We start from the raw sequence: 18,688 nt of genomic DNA, 5'->3' as shown, positions 1-18,688 counted from the left end.
TACCATGTTGAAAACCGAAACAGGTCGTTTTGTGAAGCTGATTGCTTCTATCGACAGCGAGAAAGGCGAAGGCAAGATCCTGTATGTGAACCCTAGCACCGTCGCGACGCGGCCTGAAGGCGCGGCGAGCGCCGCACCTTCGCCATTCGATGCGTTTGACATCTCGATCCAGGATTCCGGGGGTCAAGAGCTGCGCCGGTTTCGCCCGGCCATCCAGGTGTCAAGCTGTGCAGACGACATGTTGCCTAAAACAGCTCTCGTTAATGAGGACATCCCGGTGATACCCGGCATGAAACGAATTGCGCTGTTGTATAACGGCACTGAGGTAAGTTGTTTCGAGGCAGCTGAGCCGCGCGCTGCCTCAGAGATCGCCGGCGGCTTGTCGCCGCTATCGATCGACGCGCCACTGCCAGACAAACCCAACCGCAGCGCTCTGCGTGCGCAAGCGGCAGCGCCACAGGGTGGCGTCACTTATACCGTACAGGTGTGTCCTGCGGGGAAGTCGACTTGGCAGACCCTTGCCGTGGGACGCGAGACGCCGCACGCTGAGATTGACCGTAACCAGTTTCCAGGCGTCAAGGCCGCGAAGGTACGCGTGCTACGCAGCACGGGTTTTGAGGACGAGCTCTTCTCCGAGCAAGAGGTTGACTTGAACTACTGAGGTGGCATATGAATAGCAACAGCAGCAACGCGCTTGATCCGGCGTCGATCGTAGAGGTAGCGATCTATCCACCGCTGGGTATCGCCCGCGTCGGCAACGCCCGAGGCGACTCGGACTATTTCACTGCCGCTGAAGTCATTGGCGGTGCGCCGGCGGATCCAGGGGCGTTGCGCGATGTGAATGGCGCGATCAAGCGCCAAGCCGTGCGTTTTCGCATCTATGCCACGCTTGCCTCGGGGCAAGTGCGTGAGCTAACACTAAACGATGGAATCCAAATTCAATGGCGGGTGGCCATCGCCAACCTGAAGGCCGGCTGGTATGAGTTCACGAACGCACTTGACTTACCCGACGGCCTCGCAAAGCCCGCAGTGAAGCGGAACGCTGAGACATCGTCCGGCCGCTTTCGCCTCGATATCACGCCGCCGCCGCAGTCCATTGAAGGTCGCGGTGTGTCGGGCGCAGGCTATATATTCGAAGGGCAGTTCTTTGACAAAACCGTCTACTTGGGCGAGTTACGCACTGATCCTCAAGGCCGGCTATTATTTTTGGGCGGGCATGGTCGGGCCGCTCCTCGCTGGGCGGGAACCAAGCCAACGACGTTCGCTAACAATAGTTTGTGGTTTGACGACGTGGCCGACGGAACTGTGCGCGCGCACGTTACGGTCGGCGGCAAATCGTTTGAGGCTACACCGGGCTATGTTTCGGTGGCGCCCCCTAACTATGCGCCCGGGCTGTTTGGGGTTGTGACGATGGACGACGTGGTGCGTGATATGTTCGCCGCGGAAGGTTGGCTTGAACTGCCGCCCCAAACAAGTTTTACCCGTGATGTCTGGCCAATCTTCTCCAGATTGACTGCGATGCAATGGGTCAATCACGGCCTTTTCATGGCGCATGGATTCGGCTCACCTTTAGATGCACGGAATCCAAAAGTGCTTAAAAGGCTCACCGACACCTCGCATGAGGGGCGCGCTTGGCGTGAAGCTGTCTTTGGCCTGTTTCGCGATCCCGCGGTGGGCGGCGCCACTGATCGCTCGAAGCTACCTTATCTATACGGCGATGCGTACGATGGCGGCAGTGTCGACCATGCCCGCGTGCTGTTAGCGGTCACCTCGACCATGTACCGCCACCTCGCGGCCTGGGCGAAAGGCGACTTTATTAACGACTGGCAGGGCGAGCCGCTACCGCCGCACTTTGACGAGCTGACACCGTCCGCGCAAATCGAGCATCTTTCGCGCGCTCCGCTGCACGAATGCCTCGGCGGCCCGTTTCATCCTGGGATCGAATTGACTTGGATCATGCGGCGGGCGTCCCTGTGGGCCGGACCCTACCGGCTGAACGTACTGGACGAAGAAGGACCGGCGCGGCAGGACTTCGGGCCTGAGCTAACGCCGGAGATCTGCCTGGGCGCCGACGGACCGCTGCGCGGAGTGGCGCCAGGTGCGCTAACGCGTTGGCTAGGCGTCCCGTGGCACACCGACGAGGCCTCCTGCCTCTCCGATTTCGAATACTCGCCGTCCACCTACCTATCAATGCCCAGCTACTGGGGCGCGCGAGTTCCCAACCAAGTGTTAAGCGCTGAAGCCTGGTCGCGTGCCGTCGATGAGGCAAGCTTCGAGATGCAGAAGCTCAAGCATGCCACTTACCGCGAGGATTGGACCCGTGACATTAACGGGCGCAACTACTATGAGCGTATTGACAATATGGTGAAGAATTGGTGCGAGTTGGGAATGGTGTTGCCAACCGGCACGCCAACGCACCTGCAGGCGCTTGGCCTGCCGGAAATTGCCCATGTCGAAAACGGTCGGCATCCAGATCATGCGGGCTCGAACGACAAGGTCATGCTCATGGCCGCGATCGAGCGGCTCGCCTCGCCGACTCCGTCAGCCGTTAAGGCAATGGGTCTGACTCAGCCGGGGCAAAGTCGGCCGCCCCGCCGAACTTACCACCGTGGTGAGATATGAGCGGCAACCTCACGCAAACGTGTGACGTGGCTATCGCCGGCGGCGGGCCGGCGGGTGCCACAGTCGCGCGGATTCTAGCCGGCTGGGGCTTCGCCGTCACGGTGATCGCCGGCCATAGTAGCCGGAAGGCCGGCGAGGTAATGGGGCCCGAAGCGAACCTGGTACTGGATGCGCTTGAGCTAACCTCTCTATTGGCAACATCAGCAGGGATTGCAGCGCAGTGCGACGGCGTGGTCGCGCACTGGCCCTCGATGGGTCCCGATCTCGCAGACCACGGCTTGCGCGGTGTCTGCGGCTGGGCGATTGATCCGCCGCGATTGGTGGCAGCACTCAAACGCCTTGCGTTGATCAATGGCTGCCGTTGGCTAGAGGAAGCCGTTCTGGCAAGTGTGACACGCAACACCTCAGGCTACGTGTTATCGTTGGCATCCGGCGGCCAGACGCAGGTCGTCACAGCGAAGTTTGTCATTGACGCAACGGGCCGCGCTAGCAGACTGGCCCGCCGGCTGGGTGCCCGCCGCATCGTCGACGACAAGCTCATTGCGGCTGCAGCACGGCTGAAACGTCATGCGCCTCAGCGCGACCCATATCTGCACCTGACTGCGACCCCTCATGGGTGGTGGTACCGTACTGACGGCCCAGCCGATGACACGCGTGTGGCGATGGTGGCCGACCCGCTTGATAGTGTAGGCCGGCCGGATGCGTTGAAGCGTGTCTTGCGGCGGCTTCTTGAAGAATTGTACCCTGGATTGGCTGCCACGGCTACGTCGAAGATGTTTGTCATGGACGCGTCCAGCGCGCGGCTGAACTGCTGCGCGGCGGATAGCTGGCTGGCAGTCGGCGATGCGGCAACGGCCTTCGACCCGTTGTGCGGCCAAGGGCTGGCCCAGGCTTTCGGCTCAGCTCTCGCGGCGGCGCACGCCACCCGGGAATGCATGGCCGGCAACCCCCATGCGCTCGCCGCATACGACCATGCGGTACAAGCGACCTACCGCCATTCACGCGCTCAGCTTGACCTCCGCTATGCCTACCGGGGCCATTGCGAGCCGAACCCATTTTGGCCGGCTCGTGCGCACCAGGCTCGCAGTTTAAATACATCAGGCTTGTAGCTTGTCAATCGGCCTTTTTGAGTTCGTTTATATCAACGGCAACGCGTTGCGCTTGCTCGTAAGCGCGCAAAAATGGACGTCTAGCACTCTGCGATCTGTTTGGGCAGGCTATGTCCACTGTTATTTGAAGTCGCCCCTGGGTACACCAGTCGGGCCGGAGGCGATTAAGCTAAAGGTGCGCGCTGCCTCGTCATACACGGCACTGCCGCGCATAAAGCAGCCTTCGGCGCCCTTGTCAACAGCAACTTAAAATGAAGCGCTCAAGCGCCATGCGCTAAAGGTCTCGCCTCAGGGCGTTCGCAGCATCTGGCTGCGTCACGATCTGCAGATTATGAACAAACGTCCGAAGGCGCTGGAAGCCAAATCCGCTCAGCAAGGGCTGGTGCTAACCGAGGCCCAGTTGGTCGCGCTGGAGCGAACCAAACGCCCACGGCGAGTTCGAGTCCGAATGTCCGGGCTACTGCGGCGCGCAGGATATGTTCTATGTCGGCAACCTCAAAGGTGTAGGCCGTGTCTATCAACAGAGCTTTGTCGACACCTACTCGAAGGTGGCATTGGCCCAGCTCTACGATCGCAAGACGCCCCTGCCGGCGGCTGACTTACTCAATGACCGCGTTGTCCCATTCTTCGACAGTTTCGGCATCCCGCTGCTGCGTGTGCTCACGGATCGCGGCACCGAATACTGTGGCAATCCCGAGCATCACGAGTATGAGCTGTATTTGGCTGTAGAAGACATCGACCATACCTGTCACTGTCGGATAGATACTCTCCATTTCTGTCGAAGTAATTTTCCCCGTTTTTCGTTGGCGGCATGGGTTGCCGCCTGCACATGATCGACGACCATGCTGTCCTGGATTTCGTTCTTGGAGCTAGCGGTCGAACTGGGAGAGGTACTGACGATTTTGGAGTTGCACCGGCAGGGGCTGAGCATCTCGGCGATTGCCAGCAGACTGGGCATGGATCGCAAGACCGTCCGCAAGTACATCAATAATGGAGTCCAGGTGCCGCGGTATGGCCCCCGAGCGCCACGGCCGCGGGTCATGGACCCGTTCATCGACTACGTAACAGAGCGGGTGCGCGCGTTTCCGGAACTGAGCATCGAGCGCTTGCTGCGTGAGATCCGGGCTCTCGGCTACAAGGGCGGCCGCTCGGTGCTTGGTGAGATAGTCCGGGAGGTACGCCCGCCCAGGCAGAACGGATTCGAGGTCAGGTTTGAGACGCCCGCCGGCCAACAAGCACAGGTCGACTTTGCTCACTTCAATGTCGAGTTCGGTGATGCGCCTGGTCAGCGTCGCTCCATATGGCTGTTCTCAATCGTGCTAGGGCACAGCCGCTATCTCCGTTTCGTTGAGCATCAGGATCTACAAACACTTCTGCGCTGCCATATGCAGGCATTCAAGTATCTGGGTTGTGTGCCTCGCGAGATCCTCTACGATCGAATGAAGACAGCCGTACTGGGTGAACAGGACAAACACATCATTTACAACACCAAGATGGTCGCCTGCGCGAAGCATTACGGTTTTGTGCCACGCGCGTGCAAAGCTTATCGAGCCAAGACCAAGGGTAAGGTCAAACGCCCGTTCAGATATATCCGCCAAGACTTCTTCCTGGCCCGGCAGTTCCTGGACCTGGCCGATCTGAATCGGCAATTACGCGACTGGCTCGATACCGTGGCTAACGTGCGCATGCACGGCACGATGCAGCGTGTCGTGGCGCAGCACTTTGCACAAGAGCGTCCAACCTTGCAGGCGCTGCCGGCAGGCGTCTTCAACGGCGTCATCCGACTGGAGCGTCGAGTCAACCATGAAGGATTGGTATCAGTCGGTGGCAACTACTACAGCGTGCCGGACCGAGCCCGGCGACGGGTTCTCGAGGTACACAGCCTCGCTCATGAGATCCGGATCTACGAGGATGGAGAACTGCTGGCGGTCCATCCAGTACTCGACGGGCGCAAGCAGACGTCGTTGCTGGCCGGACAGCGGCAGGTACAGCGGAACAAGCCAGCATCGCGTCATGCCCAGTCGGCAGCAACTGCACCGGTTCTGCGCCGGCCATTATCTTTTTACGATCAGGTGGCCAAGCGCTTGGCCGGCGCGGGGAGGAGCGCATGAAGGCTAACCCTGTGTCGACCACCGAGCAGATTCGCCGCTATCTGGTAGGCCTGCGAATGCCCCGTGCTTTTGGAGGTGCTGGATGCAACGTTAAAGCGCTTCGAACAGGGTGACAGCTCCATGCTTGAGGTCCTCGAAACGCTATTGGCCGAGGAGTTCACGACCCGCGAAACGCGACGCATCAAAACGGCGCTGCAGACCGCGCGGCTGTCCACCATCAAGACGCTGGCGGGCTACGACTTTAGCTTCCAGCCAGGCCTCGATCGAGACCGGATCATGGCGTTGGCACAACTGGAGTTCATCGAGTGCAAACAGGCCGTTCACTTTCTTGGACCGCCTGGGACTGGCAAAAGTCAGGTATCTATAGAGGTGCGGGGTTGACGCCGAGGGGCAAATCGATGACGAAGCTGCAAAGTGCCTCGACGAAGTGATCGCGGGTCGACTCCGCACCATCAAATTCAGAGTCTTTTTGGCTGAATCCGGGCGCAGAGCGAACCCGATGGGTAAGAGTATGAGGAGCGTCTGCGGCTCCGACTCGCCGTTCAACTCCCGCCTTCACTGCCGCTGGTACCCTTGCCTGCGGGCACCGAGCCCAGCGACCTCAAGAACGTGGGAGAGCCTGCAATGTTCGTCCCGACGATGTGAAGCCCATGGTTGCAGGGTTCGGGCTGGCGCAGGCAAGCGTAACGAGATGGTGGCGCATGAATGTGCAAGTTTCAAGCGGCCACGAATGAAACACCTGGCAGTGCTGCCCAGCATCGAGCCCTCGAATCCATCGATAAGGAGAACAACAACCCATGGCCTCAACCAGTAATGCGTCGGTACGCCACCGAACCATCGGCATTGACCTTGCGATCAGAGCAGTTCAGCTCGCGCAGGTCTTTGATGATGGCCGTGCGGTTGGCAAGCCCATCCGCTTTCGTTTAACGTCAACTGACCTCAAGCGCTTTATATTCACCATCAAGAACGGGATCACTGCTGAAACGCCAATTACGGCGGTGATGGAGCCAACAGGCATGGCATGGTTCCCGGTTGCGAACTGGCTCCAGCGTGCGGGCATCAGGGTTATTCGAATCAAGGGGCAGCGTGTCAAGGCATTGCGCAAGTACCTCAGCGAGCACGCCAAGACCGATACGGCCGATGCGCATGTACTGGGTGCGATACCCGGCTTTGGCGGTCGGGGCCTCGATCCCGTCCATGTACCCGTGCCCGAACAACATGCACTGCAACGACTGACCAAGCAACGTCACCGCTATCAGGAACTGGTATGTTCTGCGCGGCGTCGTGTTCTTGATCTCATCCGCTGGGCCTGCCCAGCCCTTGAGCCAGTGTTACCCAATACCGTGACGCAGCTCACGCTGGCAATTCTCGGCGAGCTATTCAATCCACGCGAGGTTGCTGCCATGAGGCGCGATGTGCTCGCCCGATTTCTTTCCCGCAACGCCTCTGGCAATCATCCCAAGAGTGGTCCTTTTATTGACTCGATGGTCGAAAAGCTAAAATCAGCTGCTACCGAGACCATCGAGCTACATGGAGATAGCGTGGATTTCGTCGCACTGCAGTTCGAGGTGGCGCAGGAGGTCGAACATTTGCGACTATGGGATCGTCACATCGGCGCGATAGAGCGCGAGGTAGAACGGATCTATCAGCGGGCGCATCCATCCGATGCGCTTCGGTCAACTCCCGGCGTCGGATCAACTTTGGCCCCGTTGCTTATCGGGATACTCGGCCACGCGAAGCGTTTCCGTAACGAAGACCATATTCGTGGATTCTGCGGCATGTTCCCGACCAAAAATTCATCTGGCGGCATAGACAAACCAGGTCAACGGCTAACAAAGAGCGGTAGCGATCGCATCAAGCGGGCACTGTATATCGCCGCAGACGTCGCTCGCAAGATTGACCCGGAGCTTGCCGCCGTCTACTGGAGGCTCATGGTGAACAAAGGCCACCACCACAAGCAGGCCATATGTGCTGTCGCCACGCGTCTAATCAATCGTATCTATCGTGTGCTGAAGACTGGCCAGCCGTATGTGCTGCGGGACCAGCAAGGTAACGCGATTACCGTTCAGGAAGGCAAGCGCATCGTTCTCGCACAATTCACCGTGCCGCTCGAAGTCCGCCAATCACGTCGGAACCAGCCCATGCCACAATCAGCGTAGAGCACTATTTCTGGCCGTGAATAAGCGTTGACAGTCGGTACGAGATCATTTGGCAGTGGCCCTTGGCATTGAAGCTGTCCGCGCTGGGAAGTCGGTGTACTTCGGCTCACTGGCCGACATCGTCGCTTCGATGGCCAAGGCCGAGTGCGAGGGTAACCTGACGCAGCGTGTGCGCTTTCTCACGCGCAACAGCCTGCTCATCATCGATGAGCGGTGTTGAACGCGCTCTTTCGGTTCATCGTAGGCACCGGCTAGCTCTTTCGAGAGAGGTATTAGTTCATCCAGTTCTGCTATGCGGTCGAAGGGCGTCTTGCCACCGAGTGATCCGTGCGGGCGGCGCCAGTTATAGTCGAGGTGCCACTGTTCAATTTGTTCCTTGATCGCGCGTCGACGGCGGTGCACTGATAGAGGCCCCGCGTAATCTTCATCGTGTCCATCTGGACGCAATCGCCCAGAACCGGACGGCTATAACGTTTCGGCTGCGCTGGTCGCCTGGGTCGAACCAATGGCTTCACACGCGCCTGGCACAAGATCTTGTGAATGGTTGCGAGCGATAGTTATCTTTGCTCGTGCAATCGCAACTCATCCTGGATCAGAAACCTTCTGGCCTGGACTTCAGTGTGGACGGCGGCTTTGGGATGGCAGACCTGCTTCGCCGGTTTCCTGATAGCGGCGTAGCCACTTGCGAAGTGTCGGTCGGGAGATGCCACACCGCGCACACATGAGGCCGGCGTTGCCGGCCTCGTGATACATGTGCACCCAACGTAATCGCGCGGCGATCTCTCGGTCCATCACATCATTTTAGTTGAAACGATGTCCGTGAATCGCATAGCGCGTCTCCACTGTGCACTGAAGTGGACGACGCTCGCCGAATTCGCCCACCAGTGCAAGTCCCGGGCCGATTCGTCCCGCCCCGAAAAGCAGGAAATTTCCACTTCCGAACGGCCCTGATTTAGCAGTAGCCTCACCCAAGCCCGAGCTCGCATCTCGGTGGGCCGAGCACGCCGGAGCCGAAGGCACTTCGCGTAAGGTCTCGTCAACGAACGGAAAAAATCACCCGTCCACATAGCCCCGCACACCAAGGGCTTAGCCGGCTTAGGGTACGGTCAGGTCGTTGCATGAGGCATCAAATAGTCAATGAGTTGACGCAGATCCGGCCGATTGCCTATCCGTTCGGTTTCGTCAGGAACTTGGGGTGACCCCGTCGCACGCAGAGCAGTACGCAAACTTGATGAGGATAATGGTTCACCATTGCGTTTGGCGATGCCTTGCAAACATGCAATTGCGCCAGCGACAATCGGGGATGCACTCGATGTGCCACTAAACGTACTAGTATACCAATTGTCTTCGTCATTAGGCATGCCTAAAAGATGGAACAGATCGCCGTATCCAGTGGTCACGACACCTCTACCCCAGCCTTGACAATCGACCCGCTGCCCAAAATTTGAAAAATTGAGCCGGCTGCGGTCCGGTCCATACGTCCCTGACGGCGGCGCTCCGGCACCAACCATGATCGCACCCGAGATTGTAGGGTCGCGAAATGGATTTTTCCAACCCGCCGGAAATCCAGGGCCGGGATCATCGTATAATGGATCGTCAAGATCTTCTGCTCCATTGCCAGCTGCTTCAACCACAATGATGCCTTTCATTGTTGCAAACTGAATCGCGAGTAGGTCATCCGGCCACCACTCCACTCCGATATATCCTCTTTGATAAGGATCGGATTGAAATCCATTTCGAGGGCCGGGCCGGTGCATCTCCAACAGGATGATGTCGCCGGCATTCAACCTTTGGGCAGCCAGCTGGATTGCTTTTGCTGAACCGATATCGCCATGGGACACTGCGCTGACCACAGCACCGAAAGATATACCCGTGACTCCAAAACCATTCTTGTCGCTTCCCATTTCTCCGAGCACAGCGGTACCATGGTTACGCCAATCTACCTCCGGATAGGGTATTCCGCCAATCAGGCCGCCGTTCAACATAGCCAGATCAAGATGCGACAGTCTCCAGCCTCCTTCCACATCCACAATCGTCACCCCGTTCCCCTCTCCACCTGGAAGGCTCCATGCATATTTGGCGTCAATACCACCAGGGGCGTTTTCAAGGTAGCCCTGTTTGGATGAAAAGTCGGGGATGGAGGCGGCTTCCATGTTGGCGCTTGATGGCCGCTCCCCGCCCGGAGCTAGGGGGTTTTCCGCCGCCGGCTTGTAATAAACGGACTCTACACTGGGATTTGAAGACATTTGCCGCACGATGCTATCCGCCATCGTATTAGGAACTTGCGCAACGTAGTAGCGACGCATTTCGTTCAATATCGACGCGACCTCCGGCGACGGCGCCGACGACGGTAGCAAATTGGACTGCACATGGGGAAATAAAGGCCTAAGCTGATTGGCGAAGGACGTAAGGTCTTCATCATTGGATGCGAAGCTGGGAAGCAAGCCGTGCGCCGCTTGCGGCGAATTAAACATTACAACTATTTCAACAGTGTTCATTTCGACCTCCTCGGAAGAAGCCATAGTTAACTAAAAACAACAGAGCAAAGAAAAATTTTCACTATCATGCATACAGCACTTAAGTCAAAACTTCCTTACAGCCACACACACTCAAAATTACTGTTTGGTAGCAAAAAATATCTTACAGCCAGCAACAAAAGTCGTGGCTATGGACCTTTTCAACACGCGCAGCAAGTACTGCCACGCCGGTCTAAATACTTAACTCATTTATTATTGTTCAGGCAATTTGACCATATCGACGGTGTATTTACATGTTGCCCATCCACGACCGGAACTATGACCTTTAGGGCTTCTTGCGTGTGCCTGTAAAGTAATGGTTCTAGGCTGAGTGATACCTGGAACGACATCAACGTAATCCGCCCATCCAACACGGCAATTGTATTCAGAACCATTCTTTTCTATTAACTCACCTTTTAAGGATTTCTCCGCAAAAACATATCCATTAGGAGAAGTAATTCGATTCACCTGTGAGTCGCAGGCATGTCTAGCACCGCTGGCTTCAGTTCCTTCTGTTTTACACTGAGCTACTATTTCTTGTGCCTCAGCGAAGGCAGAAACAGGAAAAATGGTTAAAAAGATCACGGATGCCCACAATTTTGCAATCATCGTTCTCTCCTAGTTTATCAAGCCACGATAGGGAACAAAGTAAAAGATATACTACAACATCAAGTTTAAAGGTTTGCCACCCGTAAACTTGTCGAAACAAGCGTTGCCGAGACAACGGAAACTGCCAACGACGCGGCTGTTATTATACGTTTTATGAAAATGTGCTTGTTAACCATAAATATTAAAAACTTTTCCGGGTTTACCTTCATCTAATGGTGGCAATGCTGTCTCAGCAGGTGCCACCATAGGATTTGGCGCTTGAGTTGTGGCATAAACGTCCGGATCGGTCGCGAAGCCAGTAATCACTGCGGCCTGCTTTTTTGCCGTTGAAGACGAGCCGAGGAAGAATTCCTTTGCACCCAAGACCATTGAAATGAGTACACCCTCGATATTGCCGAGCACGCCAAAGGCAAGCGGTTCAATCGGTACGCGGGAAGACAACAGCCAGAAGTGCGCGCCAATTACCAAAAACAGGGCGCCCGTATATAGATAGGCGAGGTTACACGAGGTGCGGTCTTGTTCAGTTAGTGCCACCTGTCGAGCATTGGCACGGTCGGCTGCATTCACTTTCGCCGTTTCGATGTTGGCGGTGATGTGTGCCTTCTCCAATTCAGCGGCGATGCGCTGCAATTCGACTTGGCTGTCTATGATCGATTCCTGAAACCGGTAAGCAAGTTCGGGGTTGGCTTGGATTGCTTCCAGCGCCTGTTCTGGTGTGCTGGTGTCCGTGACCGTTTGGGCTATGATGGCCACTTTCTGCGCAACCTGTTCAGCTCGGCTACCCCCAATCCATTGGGCGATTTGCGGCGCAAACTGCGCAAGAGCAAGAACAATCGGTAACATGATTAAGCTCCGGCTATCCTCAAATTAGTGGCGATTCGCCTTGCCCAGCCGCGCCCAAAGCTAGGCCACGTTTGCAACGCGGTTAAATAAGCAAGGCGAGCGGCCAAAAAACGCATAATAAAGAGCTCTGGGTCGACCGCTTGCACTGCGGCGATCGTCTTGGGTCCGAGTTTGCCATCGGCGAGCGCACCGCTGGCCTGCTGCATCCAAACAATAACAGGGCCACCGTTGTAATTGGCATCCAAGGCTTGAAACGCGATACGCGCATCATAGCTGTCGCAGTGTAGTGGATCCCAATAAAGCGCCTTGGCAATGTGCTTGGCTGTCTCACGCGGCAAATGCTGCATTGGACTGGTATAGCCCCACGCGAGCGCCACCTGCCGAGTGATACCCCACATGGTTTCACCGCCAGGATCTTGAGGGTGATTGGAGTAACCCCCTTCATTGCCAATGAGCTGCTCAAAAGCGTCATCAAAAGTGCTCATGCTGGGCCACTAAGGAAATGTTCATTCATCTGACACATGAAACGATTCACATAGCACGATAGGAAAAGTACGCCCGTCGGTCCTTAAACTTGTTTGCAGTACTTACGAAATTGACTAGTTGCTCCGATTTATGGGGCTACGCAACACACAATCCAATCAACGCTGCGATGTACAACATTAACTACTAAAATAATACTAAGCACATGCTGATAGACCAACAATATGTAATCGCGTGGCACCGGCATGAAGCTTGGCTGTATCGGATGCACCCTTCAGAAAACGAAGCCTTAACTTCAATCTATAACACTCAACTTCGATGTCAAGTGCTAAGCCGTGTTGTGCCGGATCATTACATAGACGGCAGCGCGGTCACGTGACACCAACTGGACTGCTCGGTGGCCGTTTAGCCAACTCGCCACCGTCGTTGCATTGCGTTCTGGCAGCAAATCCGATGGCCGGCATATCTCCAGATTGACCAGTAGGGTGCCATAGCGATGACCGCATCCAAACGCCCAGTTATCAACGCCAATAATGGTAAACGGCGATGCCATCGCGACGTGCTTCTGGCCGTTGCGTTTGAGTCAACGCGCAACCGTTTCGCCGCTGATCGAAATGCCCAGCCACTGCGCTAGGCGCACACCCGCGGCGCCACTGAGCGCCAAGCGAACTGCGTAAGGCACTGGACAAATGTTTGCCGGCGGCATGTTATGCACGGCCCGTACACATGCCGCCTCGGTTAATGGCAGCACCGGACGACTCGCAGCAGCCGCAGCCGGCGCCCTACACGCATGAAACGGCGCCGAACGATACCCCGCTCGTCGGCCACTTGAGAATAGACCCCTTCCTCGCTTCAGATGCGCTGGTCCTACTGCACAAGAAGCTCTTTGCGCAGGCCCTCGGCGATTCGAGCACGCCTATCCGGGAGCAGCGGCCAGCCCACAGGGCGTCTACTGCTACGCCATACGCATGCGAACCGTGCTGCTGAACGCGGGCGGCGATTTGGGAGCGTGCACGCGGAGCTAAGACACGTCAGTTCAACGTTTACAACAATCTATACGAAGGGGGACACGGCAAGACAGTACCGTGCGCTCGAGTAGTTTCTCGACGCTGCGTTCGGGGCCACCTCACGTCGGTCTGATTAGGCGCCTCCGGCACGGCTTTGGAAGCACACGACAGAGCGAACGCGGAACTTGGAAAGCCAAGCAGAGCTCGAAAGTCATTGCGAGCCGCGCCATTTCAGGCCGTACCACGCGCCGTGCCGAGCCTGTCAGATTTTTAGTGTGCCGGGGGTCATGATCATGGCTGCGCACGCGGGCCAGCATTCGCCGATCGGACCGACGAGCGGGGGCGCGCCTTAGCACATTGGCGCGGCATACGGCCAGCTCGCATCAGACCGACGCCGGCCTTGATGTGCGCACGGTGTGCGATAACCTTGAGCGCGTGTCGCTGACCACGACGAGCCTGTACTTGCACGAAGAAGACACGCGGCACCGGGAGACGGTGCGCGGCCATCGGAAAACTGGGGCGACACGGAGCCGGTCAAGCCCCCTGCTCGGCAGCCACAGCGCTGATTGCCAGCACCCCCTTGTCCTTAGCAAAATCGCGGCTCACCAGGAGCGGCAGCCGGCACTAAAAAAGGGTTCAGGGGGCTGGTTCAATCTATTCCGTCATCACCTTGAGGAGCTTCGCAAACCTGTACGAGCGCTTCTTCTGTCATACTGTCCAGAGCATGCTTAAACGGACATTTCGTCGCCAGCGGGTGGCGTCTCGGTACCCGCCTTGTCCAGAAAAGGCAATAAGTCTGCTGGTTGCGCATGGCCGGCCCGGCGCCTGAGGAAAGCAGCGGCTGTTTCAACTGCGCCAATCTTTTCCGCAACCGCGACGGCAATCCACTGATTCAATGACACCCCATCTTCACGCGCGAGTTGCTGCGCAGCCGATTTCACTGAAGCGGGAAGCTTAAGTGGATAAGAGGTTTTACTCATGAACGTATCTCCTTCAGTAATTCGCCAGGGCGTGCAACACGCAGACCAAACCGGCCAGCCGCAGGTAAAAAATCCCGGACGTTATAGGTCACAAGCGTATGGGCTCGACCATTGATCGCAGTCTCTAAAACCATTTCATCGCTTGCGTCCCGAAGCTGCGGGCGCCACTGGAACTGAATCTCGACAGGCTCACAAGCACTGGCCAACGCAGCCAGGAAGCGGTCTATGGCTTCCATGTCCAATCCTGTCACCAGGCGTTGCTCGGGCCGTTTCAACACATCCTCATATTCGAGAAACAGAGCGGGGGTGACGAGAGGCAACACCTTTTGCTGCGCGACGAGTCGCAATAGGGCATTGCCTGCCCCGCAAGCGCTGCGCAATGCGGTAGCGATCACTGACGTATCCAAAACGATTCTTGGCTGCATATCTTATAAGATATCATATCTTGACGGCCGAGGACATGCCGCTGGTCGTTCCAAGGCCCGCGCGTCGGCGCATTGGCTGCGGCATACGGCCGGCTCGCATCAGGCCGACGCCGGCCTCGATCTGCGCACGGTGCGCGATAACCTCGGGCATGTGTCGCTGACCACTACGAGCGTGTACTTACATGAGGAAGAGGACACGCGGCACCGCCAGACGGTGCGCGGCCATCGGATGAACTGGAGCGACAAAGATCCGGTCGAGCCCCCTGCTCGAGAGCCACAGCGCTAATGGGCCCAGCCAGCGTTTGTCTCTCTAACTGAGCGCAAACCGCCCAGGTGACCCATCGCAGACTGGTCTGCCTAAGTGCTTCGCTCGGTCAAGCGAACACCTCGGTCGCACATCACTTGCACACGGCGTATCAGTCCAGCTTTCTGACGTTACAGCCATGATGTTGAGTTTCCCGCGCACCAGCATAATCCGCGCCGCGTCAGCGTTCAAGCTCGCACATGGTGGACGAACAATTCGACCTGCGCCGCGGGCGCGATCATCTGGACCACGCGTCGCTAACCGCCGCGGATTGCCACCTGCACAGCAACGACAGCTGGCGTCATCGAAAGACCAAGCCAAGCACCGAATCAACGGCTAACGTAGCGCATGAGTACGCATAACGCTGATTGCCAAATATGCAATCAATGATTAAAATGCCATCAATGATGACGGAGGCTAACATGGCAAGCATGACCATTCGCAACCTCGATGAAGGGCTTAAGATGCGTTTGCGGGTACAGGCGGCGCAGCACGGTCGCTCCATGGAGGAAGAAGCCAGGGATATTCTACGGGCGGCGCTTTTCACTGAATCGGCCAGCTCCCAGCAAAACTTGGCGCAAGCTATCCGGAGCCGTCTACAATCCATTGGCGGCGTTGAACTGGAGTTACCGGCGCGTGAAGCGATTCGGAAACCGGTGGATTGGAACGCATGATTATCCTAGACACCAACGTTTTATCCGAAACGCTGCGACCGGTGCCCAACGCAAAAGTGATGACCTGGCTAGCTGAGCAGCGTCGCGTCTCGCTTTTCACCACGACGGTCACGAAAGCGGAAATTTTTTACGGTGTGCGGCTGCTGGCACACGATGCTCGCAAGGCATCAGCCATTAACGCAATCTTTGACGAAGATTTTGCGGGCAGGCTTTTAAGCTTCGACAGTCGTGCAGCAGACATGTACGCACAAATTGCCGCGTCACGCAAAAGCGCAGGCATACCCATCAGCCAGTTTGATGCGATGATCGCGGCCATCACACGGTCACAAGGGGCGACGCTGGCGACGCACAATACTAAGGATTTTGTTGATTGCGGTATCCCCATTATTGACCCGTGGAGGGCATGAGGGAACTGGTAATACCGCACATTCGGGGTAGCGGTTCGATGTTGGCCGGCTTTACCATCAGGTTGATGATGCCCGGCTCGTAACGATAGGGCAGGACGCATAGCTGCGGTGCGATGACAAGCTCAAAATCCCGCTGGCGTTCGATCAGCGACGCGAAATATTGCGCATTGTCGATACTCAGATCGACCCATCGTGCGTCCCCCCGACATCCGAGCAAACGCAAATTTGTGTACAGCATCACCAACGCCGCGCCGCGCGATCCCTCAAGCATGTGACAGTTGAGGTCTTTCGAACCCTCGCGCACGATATAGTTGGTGTGCTGGCGGATCTCGGCCGTCCACGTCGGCTGTCTGGTAAGCACCTTACGAATGGCAGCCGGCACCAAAAACAGGTTTTAGGGGGCCGGTTCAAAAAATAGGTGGACACGTTCAAGTGTGTCGCAGGCGCTCCTGTGCTAGCGACACGACACTGTAGTGGTCTAATGAAACCGGACACTGATCTAGGCGAGAATGCTCGCCATGAAGAGGTGTCTGATGAAGAAGCAGCGACGTACGTTTTCCCCGGAATTCAAACAGCAAGCCGCCTGTCTGGTGCTCGAGCAGGGCTATAGCCATATGGAGGCGAGCCGTTCGGTGGGCGTTGGCGAGACGGTACTGCGTCGCTGGGTGCACCAGCTTCAGCAGGAACGTCAGGGCATCACGCCGCAAGGCAAGGCGATCACGCCAGATCAGCAAGGAAGTTGCTCGCCATGGCGGCTTGAGTCAGTACAGGGCGGCGTTAGCGGATGCGAGGGCCTGGGAGCTGGCGAGGCGGCCTAAACTATGCCGCTTGGCCGTCAACGCCAAGCTTGGACAATGGGTTGCCCGGAAGCTGCAACAAAGATGGGCACCAGAGCAGATCGCTGGCTGGTTAAAGCTGAGTTACTCTGTGCATCTATGCAGATTTCGCACGAAACGATCTATCGTAGTCTCTTCATCCAAGCCCGTGGCGTACTGAAAGCGGAACTGATGAAGCATCTGCGTACGCGCCGCATGATGCGTCGTTCAAAAAAGCTTGCGCGAAGAGACAGCCGCGTGGACAAGTCATCGATGCGGTATCGATCCGTGAACGGCCTGCGCAAGCACAGGACAGAGCCGTTCCCGGCCATTGGGAAGGCGACTTGTTCAGCGGCTCGAACAATACACATATCGCAACTTTAGTAGAGCGTCATTCACGCTTCACTATGCTCATAAAAGTGAACGGAAAAGACACGGAAAGCGTCGTTTTAGCGTTAAGCAAGCAAGTTCGCAAGCTACCTATCGGACTGCGCCGATCAATCACCTGGGATCGGGGCATGGAGCTCGCTCAACACAAGAAATTCACGGTGACAACTAATGTTCAGGTCTACTTCTGCGATCCTCAAAGTCCATGGCAGCGCGGCACGAATGAGAACACCAACGGCCTTCTGCGCTAGTACTTCCCGCGAGGCACTAACCTTGCGGGCTACTCGCAGGCAGAATTGAACAAAATCGCCATGCAGTTGAATCAACGTCCGAGAAAAATGTTGGGATTCGCGACGCCAGCAGATAAACTAAACGCCAGCATTGGTGTTGCATCCATCAGTTGAACCTGCCCTTCCCCACTTTGTGTGAAGTTTCACGTCACAAGTCAGCACTGATTCAACACGCGTGTACGAAGCAGTTGGAAGCCGGCACGGCCATACATTGGCCAGAAAAGCGCTGAGTATGTGCTTTCGTTGCGGCGCGTCAAAATCCAGCTTGGTTCTGCCGATTCCGGGCTTGGCTGCACCTCGAGCACCATCAATATAGTTGCCCATCTTCAGAAAGCCGTGCTGCGACACCCGCTACCACTTCTTCAATGATCTCTTGCAGCTGCGTCGGGTTGCTACCGTCGCGTGCTTGGATCGAAATGCCCTGCATGACGGCCGACAGATAGCGCGCCAAACGCTGAACCTCGTGCGCCCCCGCAAAGGGCTGGAGCGCTTGCGCAATCCGTTCGCGCATGGCATCACGCCGCGCGGCCGCGTCGCGGGCGAGCGAGACATGCGCCGGGTGACACGCGATCATGCCGCTTGAGATCAAGCAGCCTCGTTCAAGGTGAGGATTGGTGACGGCTCTCACGGCTCCCTCAAGCAATACTCGCACCGCCTCCGCCAGCGACGTTGCCGAGTTGATGGACGCCACATCGAGGCCCCCGAACGTCGCCTCGTAGTGGCTAACAGCTTCCCGATAAAGCTCAGCCTTGCTGCCGAAGGCAGCATACAGGCTGGGAGGCGCAATCCCAATCTCCTTCGTAAGATCGCCGATCGATACCCCCTCATAGCCGTGCCGCCAGAACAGCCGCATCGCGGTGTCGATCGCCTTTCCCCGGTCGAAGCTCCAAGGCCGCCCGCCGCGCGATTTTGAGTCTCGTTCCATAGCGACACTAAACAACCCTTGA

15 protein-coding genes and 7 pseudogenes are annotated in these 18,688 nt (G+C 57.0%); 13 read left to right on the top strand and 9 right to left on the bottom strand.

Translation table 11 applies throughout. The annotated features are described in order from the left end of the window. Positions 1–4 precede the first annotated feature (4 nt). The 8 genes and pseudogenes from RA167_RS13620 to RA167_RS13585 form a co-directional block, all read left to right on the top strand. A complete protein-coding gene (locus tag RA167_RS13620; RefSeq protein WP_083706127.1) occupies positions 5–661 on the top strand; it encodes a hypothetical protein in 657 nt (218 codons plus the stop codon). Between the two features lie 8 nt (positions 662–669). After that, positions 670–2,622 carry a LodA/GoxA family CTQ-dependent oxidase gene (locus RA167_RS13615; protein ID WP_076788107.1) on the top strand — a complete coding sequence of 651 codons (1,953 nt, stop codon included), beginning with the start codon at positions 670–672 and terminating at the stop codon, positions 2,620–2,622. Beyond that, a complete protein-coding gene (locus RA167_RS13610; protein ID WP_076788105.1) occupies positions 2,619–3,731 on the top strand; it encodes an NAD(P)/FAD-dependent oxidoreductase in 1,113 nt (370 codons plus the stop codon). Before RA167_RS13615 ends, RA167_RS13610 begins: the two co-directional genes overlap by 4 nt. 259 nt (positions 3,732–3,990) lie before the next feature. Further along, positions 3,991–4,477: pseudogene (locus tag RA167_RS13605) on the top strand (IS481 family transposase); the annotation flags it as partial. A 96-nt stretch (positions 4,478–4,573) separates the two neighbouring features. Then, on the top strand, positions 4,574–5,842 hold the full coding sequence (gene istA, locus RA167_RS13600; RefSeq protein ID WP_076788103.1) for an IS21 family transposase: 1,269 nt from the start codon (positions 4,574–4,576) through the stop codon (positions 5,840–5,842). Then, a pseudogene (locus RA167_RS13595) lies at positions 5,839–6,208 on the top strand (ATP-binding protein); the annotation flags it as partial. The gene istA and the pseudogene RA167_RS13595, both read left to right, overlap by 4 nt. A 431-nt stretch (positions 6,209–6,639) precedes the next feature. Further along, positions 6,640–8,001, top strand: a complete 1,362-nt coding sequence (locus RA167_RS13590) for an IS110 family transposase (RefSeq protein ID WP_076788102.1) — start codon at positions 6,640–6,642, stop codon at positions 7,999–8,001. 40 nt (positions 8,002–8,041) lie between these two features. Continuing rightward, positions 8,042–8,212, top strand: a pseudogene (locus RA167_RS13585) (ATP-binding protein); the annotation flags it as partial. On the opposite strand, the pseudogene RA167_RS13580 reads toward RA167_RS13585, so the two are convergent. The 7 genes and pseudogenes from RA167_RS13580 to RA167_RS13545 all read right to left on the bottom strand — a co-directional run. Next, positions 8,188–8,793 (bottom strand): annotated as a pseudogene (locus RA167_RS13580) (helix-turn-helix domain-containing protein); the annotation flags it as partial. The pseudogenes RA167_RS13585 and RA167_RS13580 overlap by 25 nt on opposite strands. A gap of 314 nt (positions 8,794–9,107) precedes the next feature. Continuing rightward, positions 9,108–10,499 (bottom strand): S8 family peptidase, encoded by a 1,392-nt coding sequence (locus tag RA167_RS13575; protein WP_217697112.1) that lies wholly within the window; start codon positions 10,497–10,499, stop codon positions 9,108–9,110. A 231-nt stretch (positions 10,500–10,730) separates the two neighbouring features. Then, on the bottom strand, positions 10,731–11,126 hold the full coding sequence (locus RA167_RS13570) for a hypothetical protein (protein WP_139337190.1): 396 nt from the start codon (positions 11,124–11,126) through the stop codon (positions 10,731–10,733). Positions 11,127–11,294: 168 nt separating this feature from the next. Then, positions 11,295–11,969: a hypothetical protein gene (locus RA167_RS13565; RefSeq protein WP_076788099.1), complete on the bottom strand. Its 675-nt coding sequence runs from the start codon at positions 11,967–11,969 to the stop codon at positions 11,295–11,297. Between the two features lie 2 nt (positions 11,970–11,971). Then, entirely contained in the window at positions 11,972–12,454 is a 483-nt protein-coding gene (locus RA167_RS13560) for a glycoside hydrolase family 108 protein (protein WP_076788097.1), read from the bottom strand. Between the two features lie 1,733 nt (positions 12,455–14,187). Continuing rightward, the gene (locus tag RA167_RS13550) at positions 14,188–14,439 is read right to left on the bottom strand and encodes a pilus assembly protein HicB (protein WP_076788090.1); all 252 of its coding nucleotides are present in this window, start codon (positions 14,437–14,439) and stop codon (positions 14,188–14,190) included. Further along, positions 14,436–14,864 (bottom strand): putative toxin-antitoxin system toxin component, PIN family, encoded by a 429-nt coding sequence (locus RA167_RS13545; protein ID WP_076788088.1) that lies wholly within the window; start codon positions 14,862–14,864, stop codon positions 14,436–14,438. The genes RA167_RS13550 and RA167_RS13545 overlap by 4 nt, the downstream gene beginning before the upstream one ends. 58 nt (positions 14,865–14,922) lie before the next feature. On the opposite strand from RA167_RS13545, the pseudogene RA167_RS13540 reads away from it, so the two are divergent. The 3 genes and pseudogenes from RA167_RS13540 to RA167_RS13530 form a co-directional block, all read left to right on the top strand. Continuing rightward, a pseudogene (locus tag RA167_RS13540) lies at positions 14,923–15,150 on the top strand (tyrosine-type recombinase/integrase); the annotation flags it as partial. 440 nt (positions 15,151–15,590) lie between these two features. Beyond that, a complete protein-coding gene (locus RA167_RS13535) occupies positions 15,591–15,842 on the top strand; it encodes a FitA-like ribbon-helix-helix domain-containing protein (protein WP_076788632.1) in 252 nt (83 codons plus the stop codon). Then, on the top strand, positions 15,839–16,249 hold the full coding sequence (locus tag RA167_RS13530; protein WP_076788087.1) for a type II toxin-antitoxin system VapC family toxin: 411 nt from the start codon (positions 15,839–15,841) through the stop codon (positions 16,247–16,249). The genes RA167_RS13535 and RA167_RS13530 overlap by 4 nt, the downstream gene beginning before the upstream one ends. Here the strand turns inward: RA167_RS13530 and RA167_RS13525 are convergent. Next, on the bottom strand, positions 16,227–16,631 hold the full coding sequence (locus tag RA167_RS13525) for a pyridoxal-dependent decarboxylase (protein ID WP_237574280.1): 405 nt from the start codon (positions 16,629–16,631) through the stop codon (positions 16,227–16,229). The two genes, RA167_RS13530 and RA167_RS13525, sit on opposite strands and share 23 nt — an antisense overlap. A gap of 151 nt (positions 16,632–16,782) precedes the next feature. Between RA167_RS13525 and RA167_RS13520 the strand changes: the two are divergent. Further along, positions 16,783–16,983 (top strand): annotated as a pseudogene (locus tag RA167_RS13520) (transposase); the annotation flags it as partial. After that, a pseudogene (locus RA167_RS13515) lies at positions 16,961–17,855 on the top strand (IS30 family transposase); the annotation flags it as partial. The pseudogenes RA167_RS13520 and RA167_RS13515, both read left to right, overlap by 23 nt. 193 nt (positions 17,856–18,048) lie before the next feature. Here the strand turns inward: RA167_RS13515 and RA167_RS13510 are convergent. Next, positions 18,049–18,666 carry a TetR/AcrR family transcriptional regulator gene (locus RA167_RS13510; protein ID WP_076788082.1) on the bottom strand — a complete coding sequence of 206 codons (618 nt, stop codon included), beginning with the start codon at positions 18,664–18,666 and terminating at the stop codon, positions 18,049–18,051. Between the last annotated feature and the right edge of the window lie 22 nt (positions 18,667–18,688).

Origin of the sequence: Mycetohabitans endofungorum, from assembly GCF_037477895.1 — a bacterium.
Taxonomy (GTDB): Bacteria; Pseudomonadota; Gammaproteobacteria; order Burkholderiales; family Burkholderiaceae; genus Mycetohabitans.
This window is presented reverse-complemented; position numbering and strand designations above follow the sequence as displayed.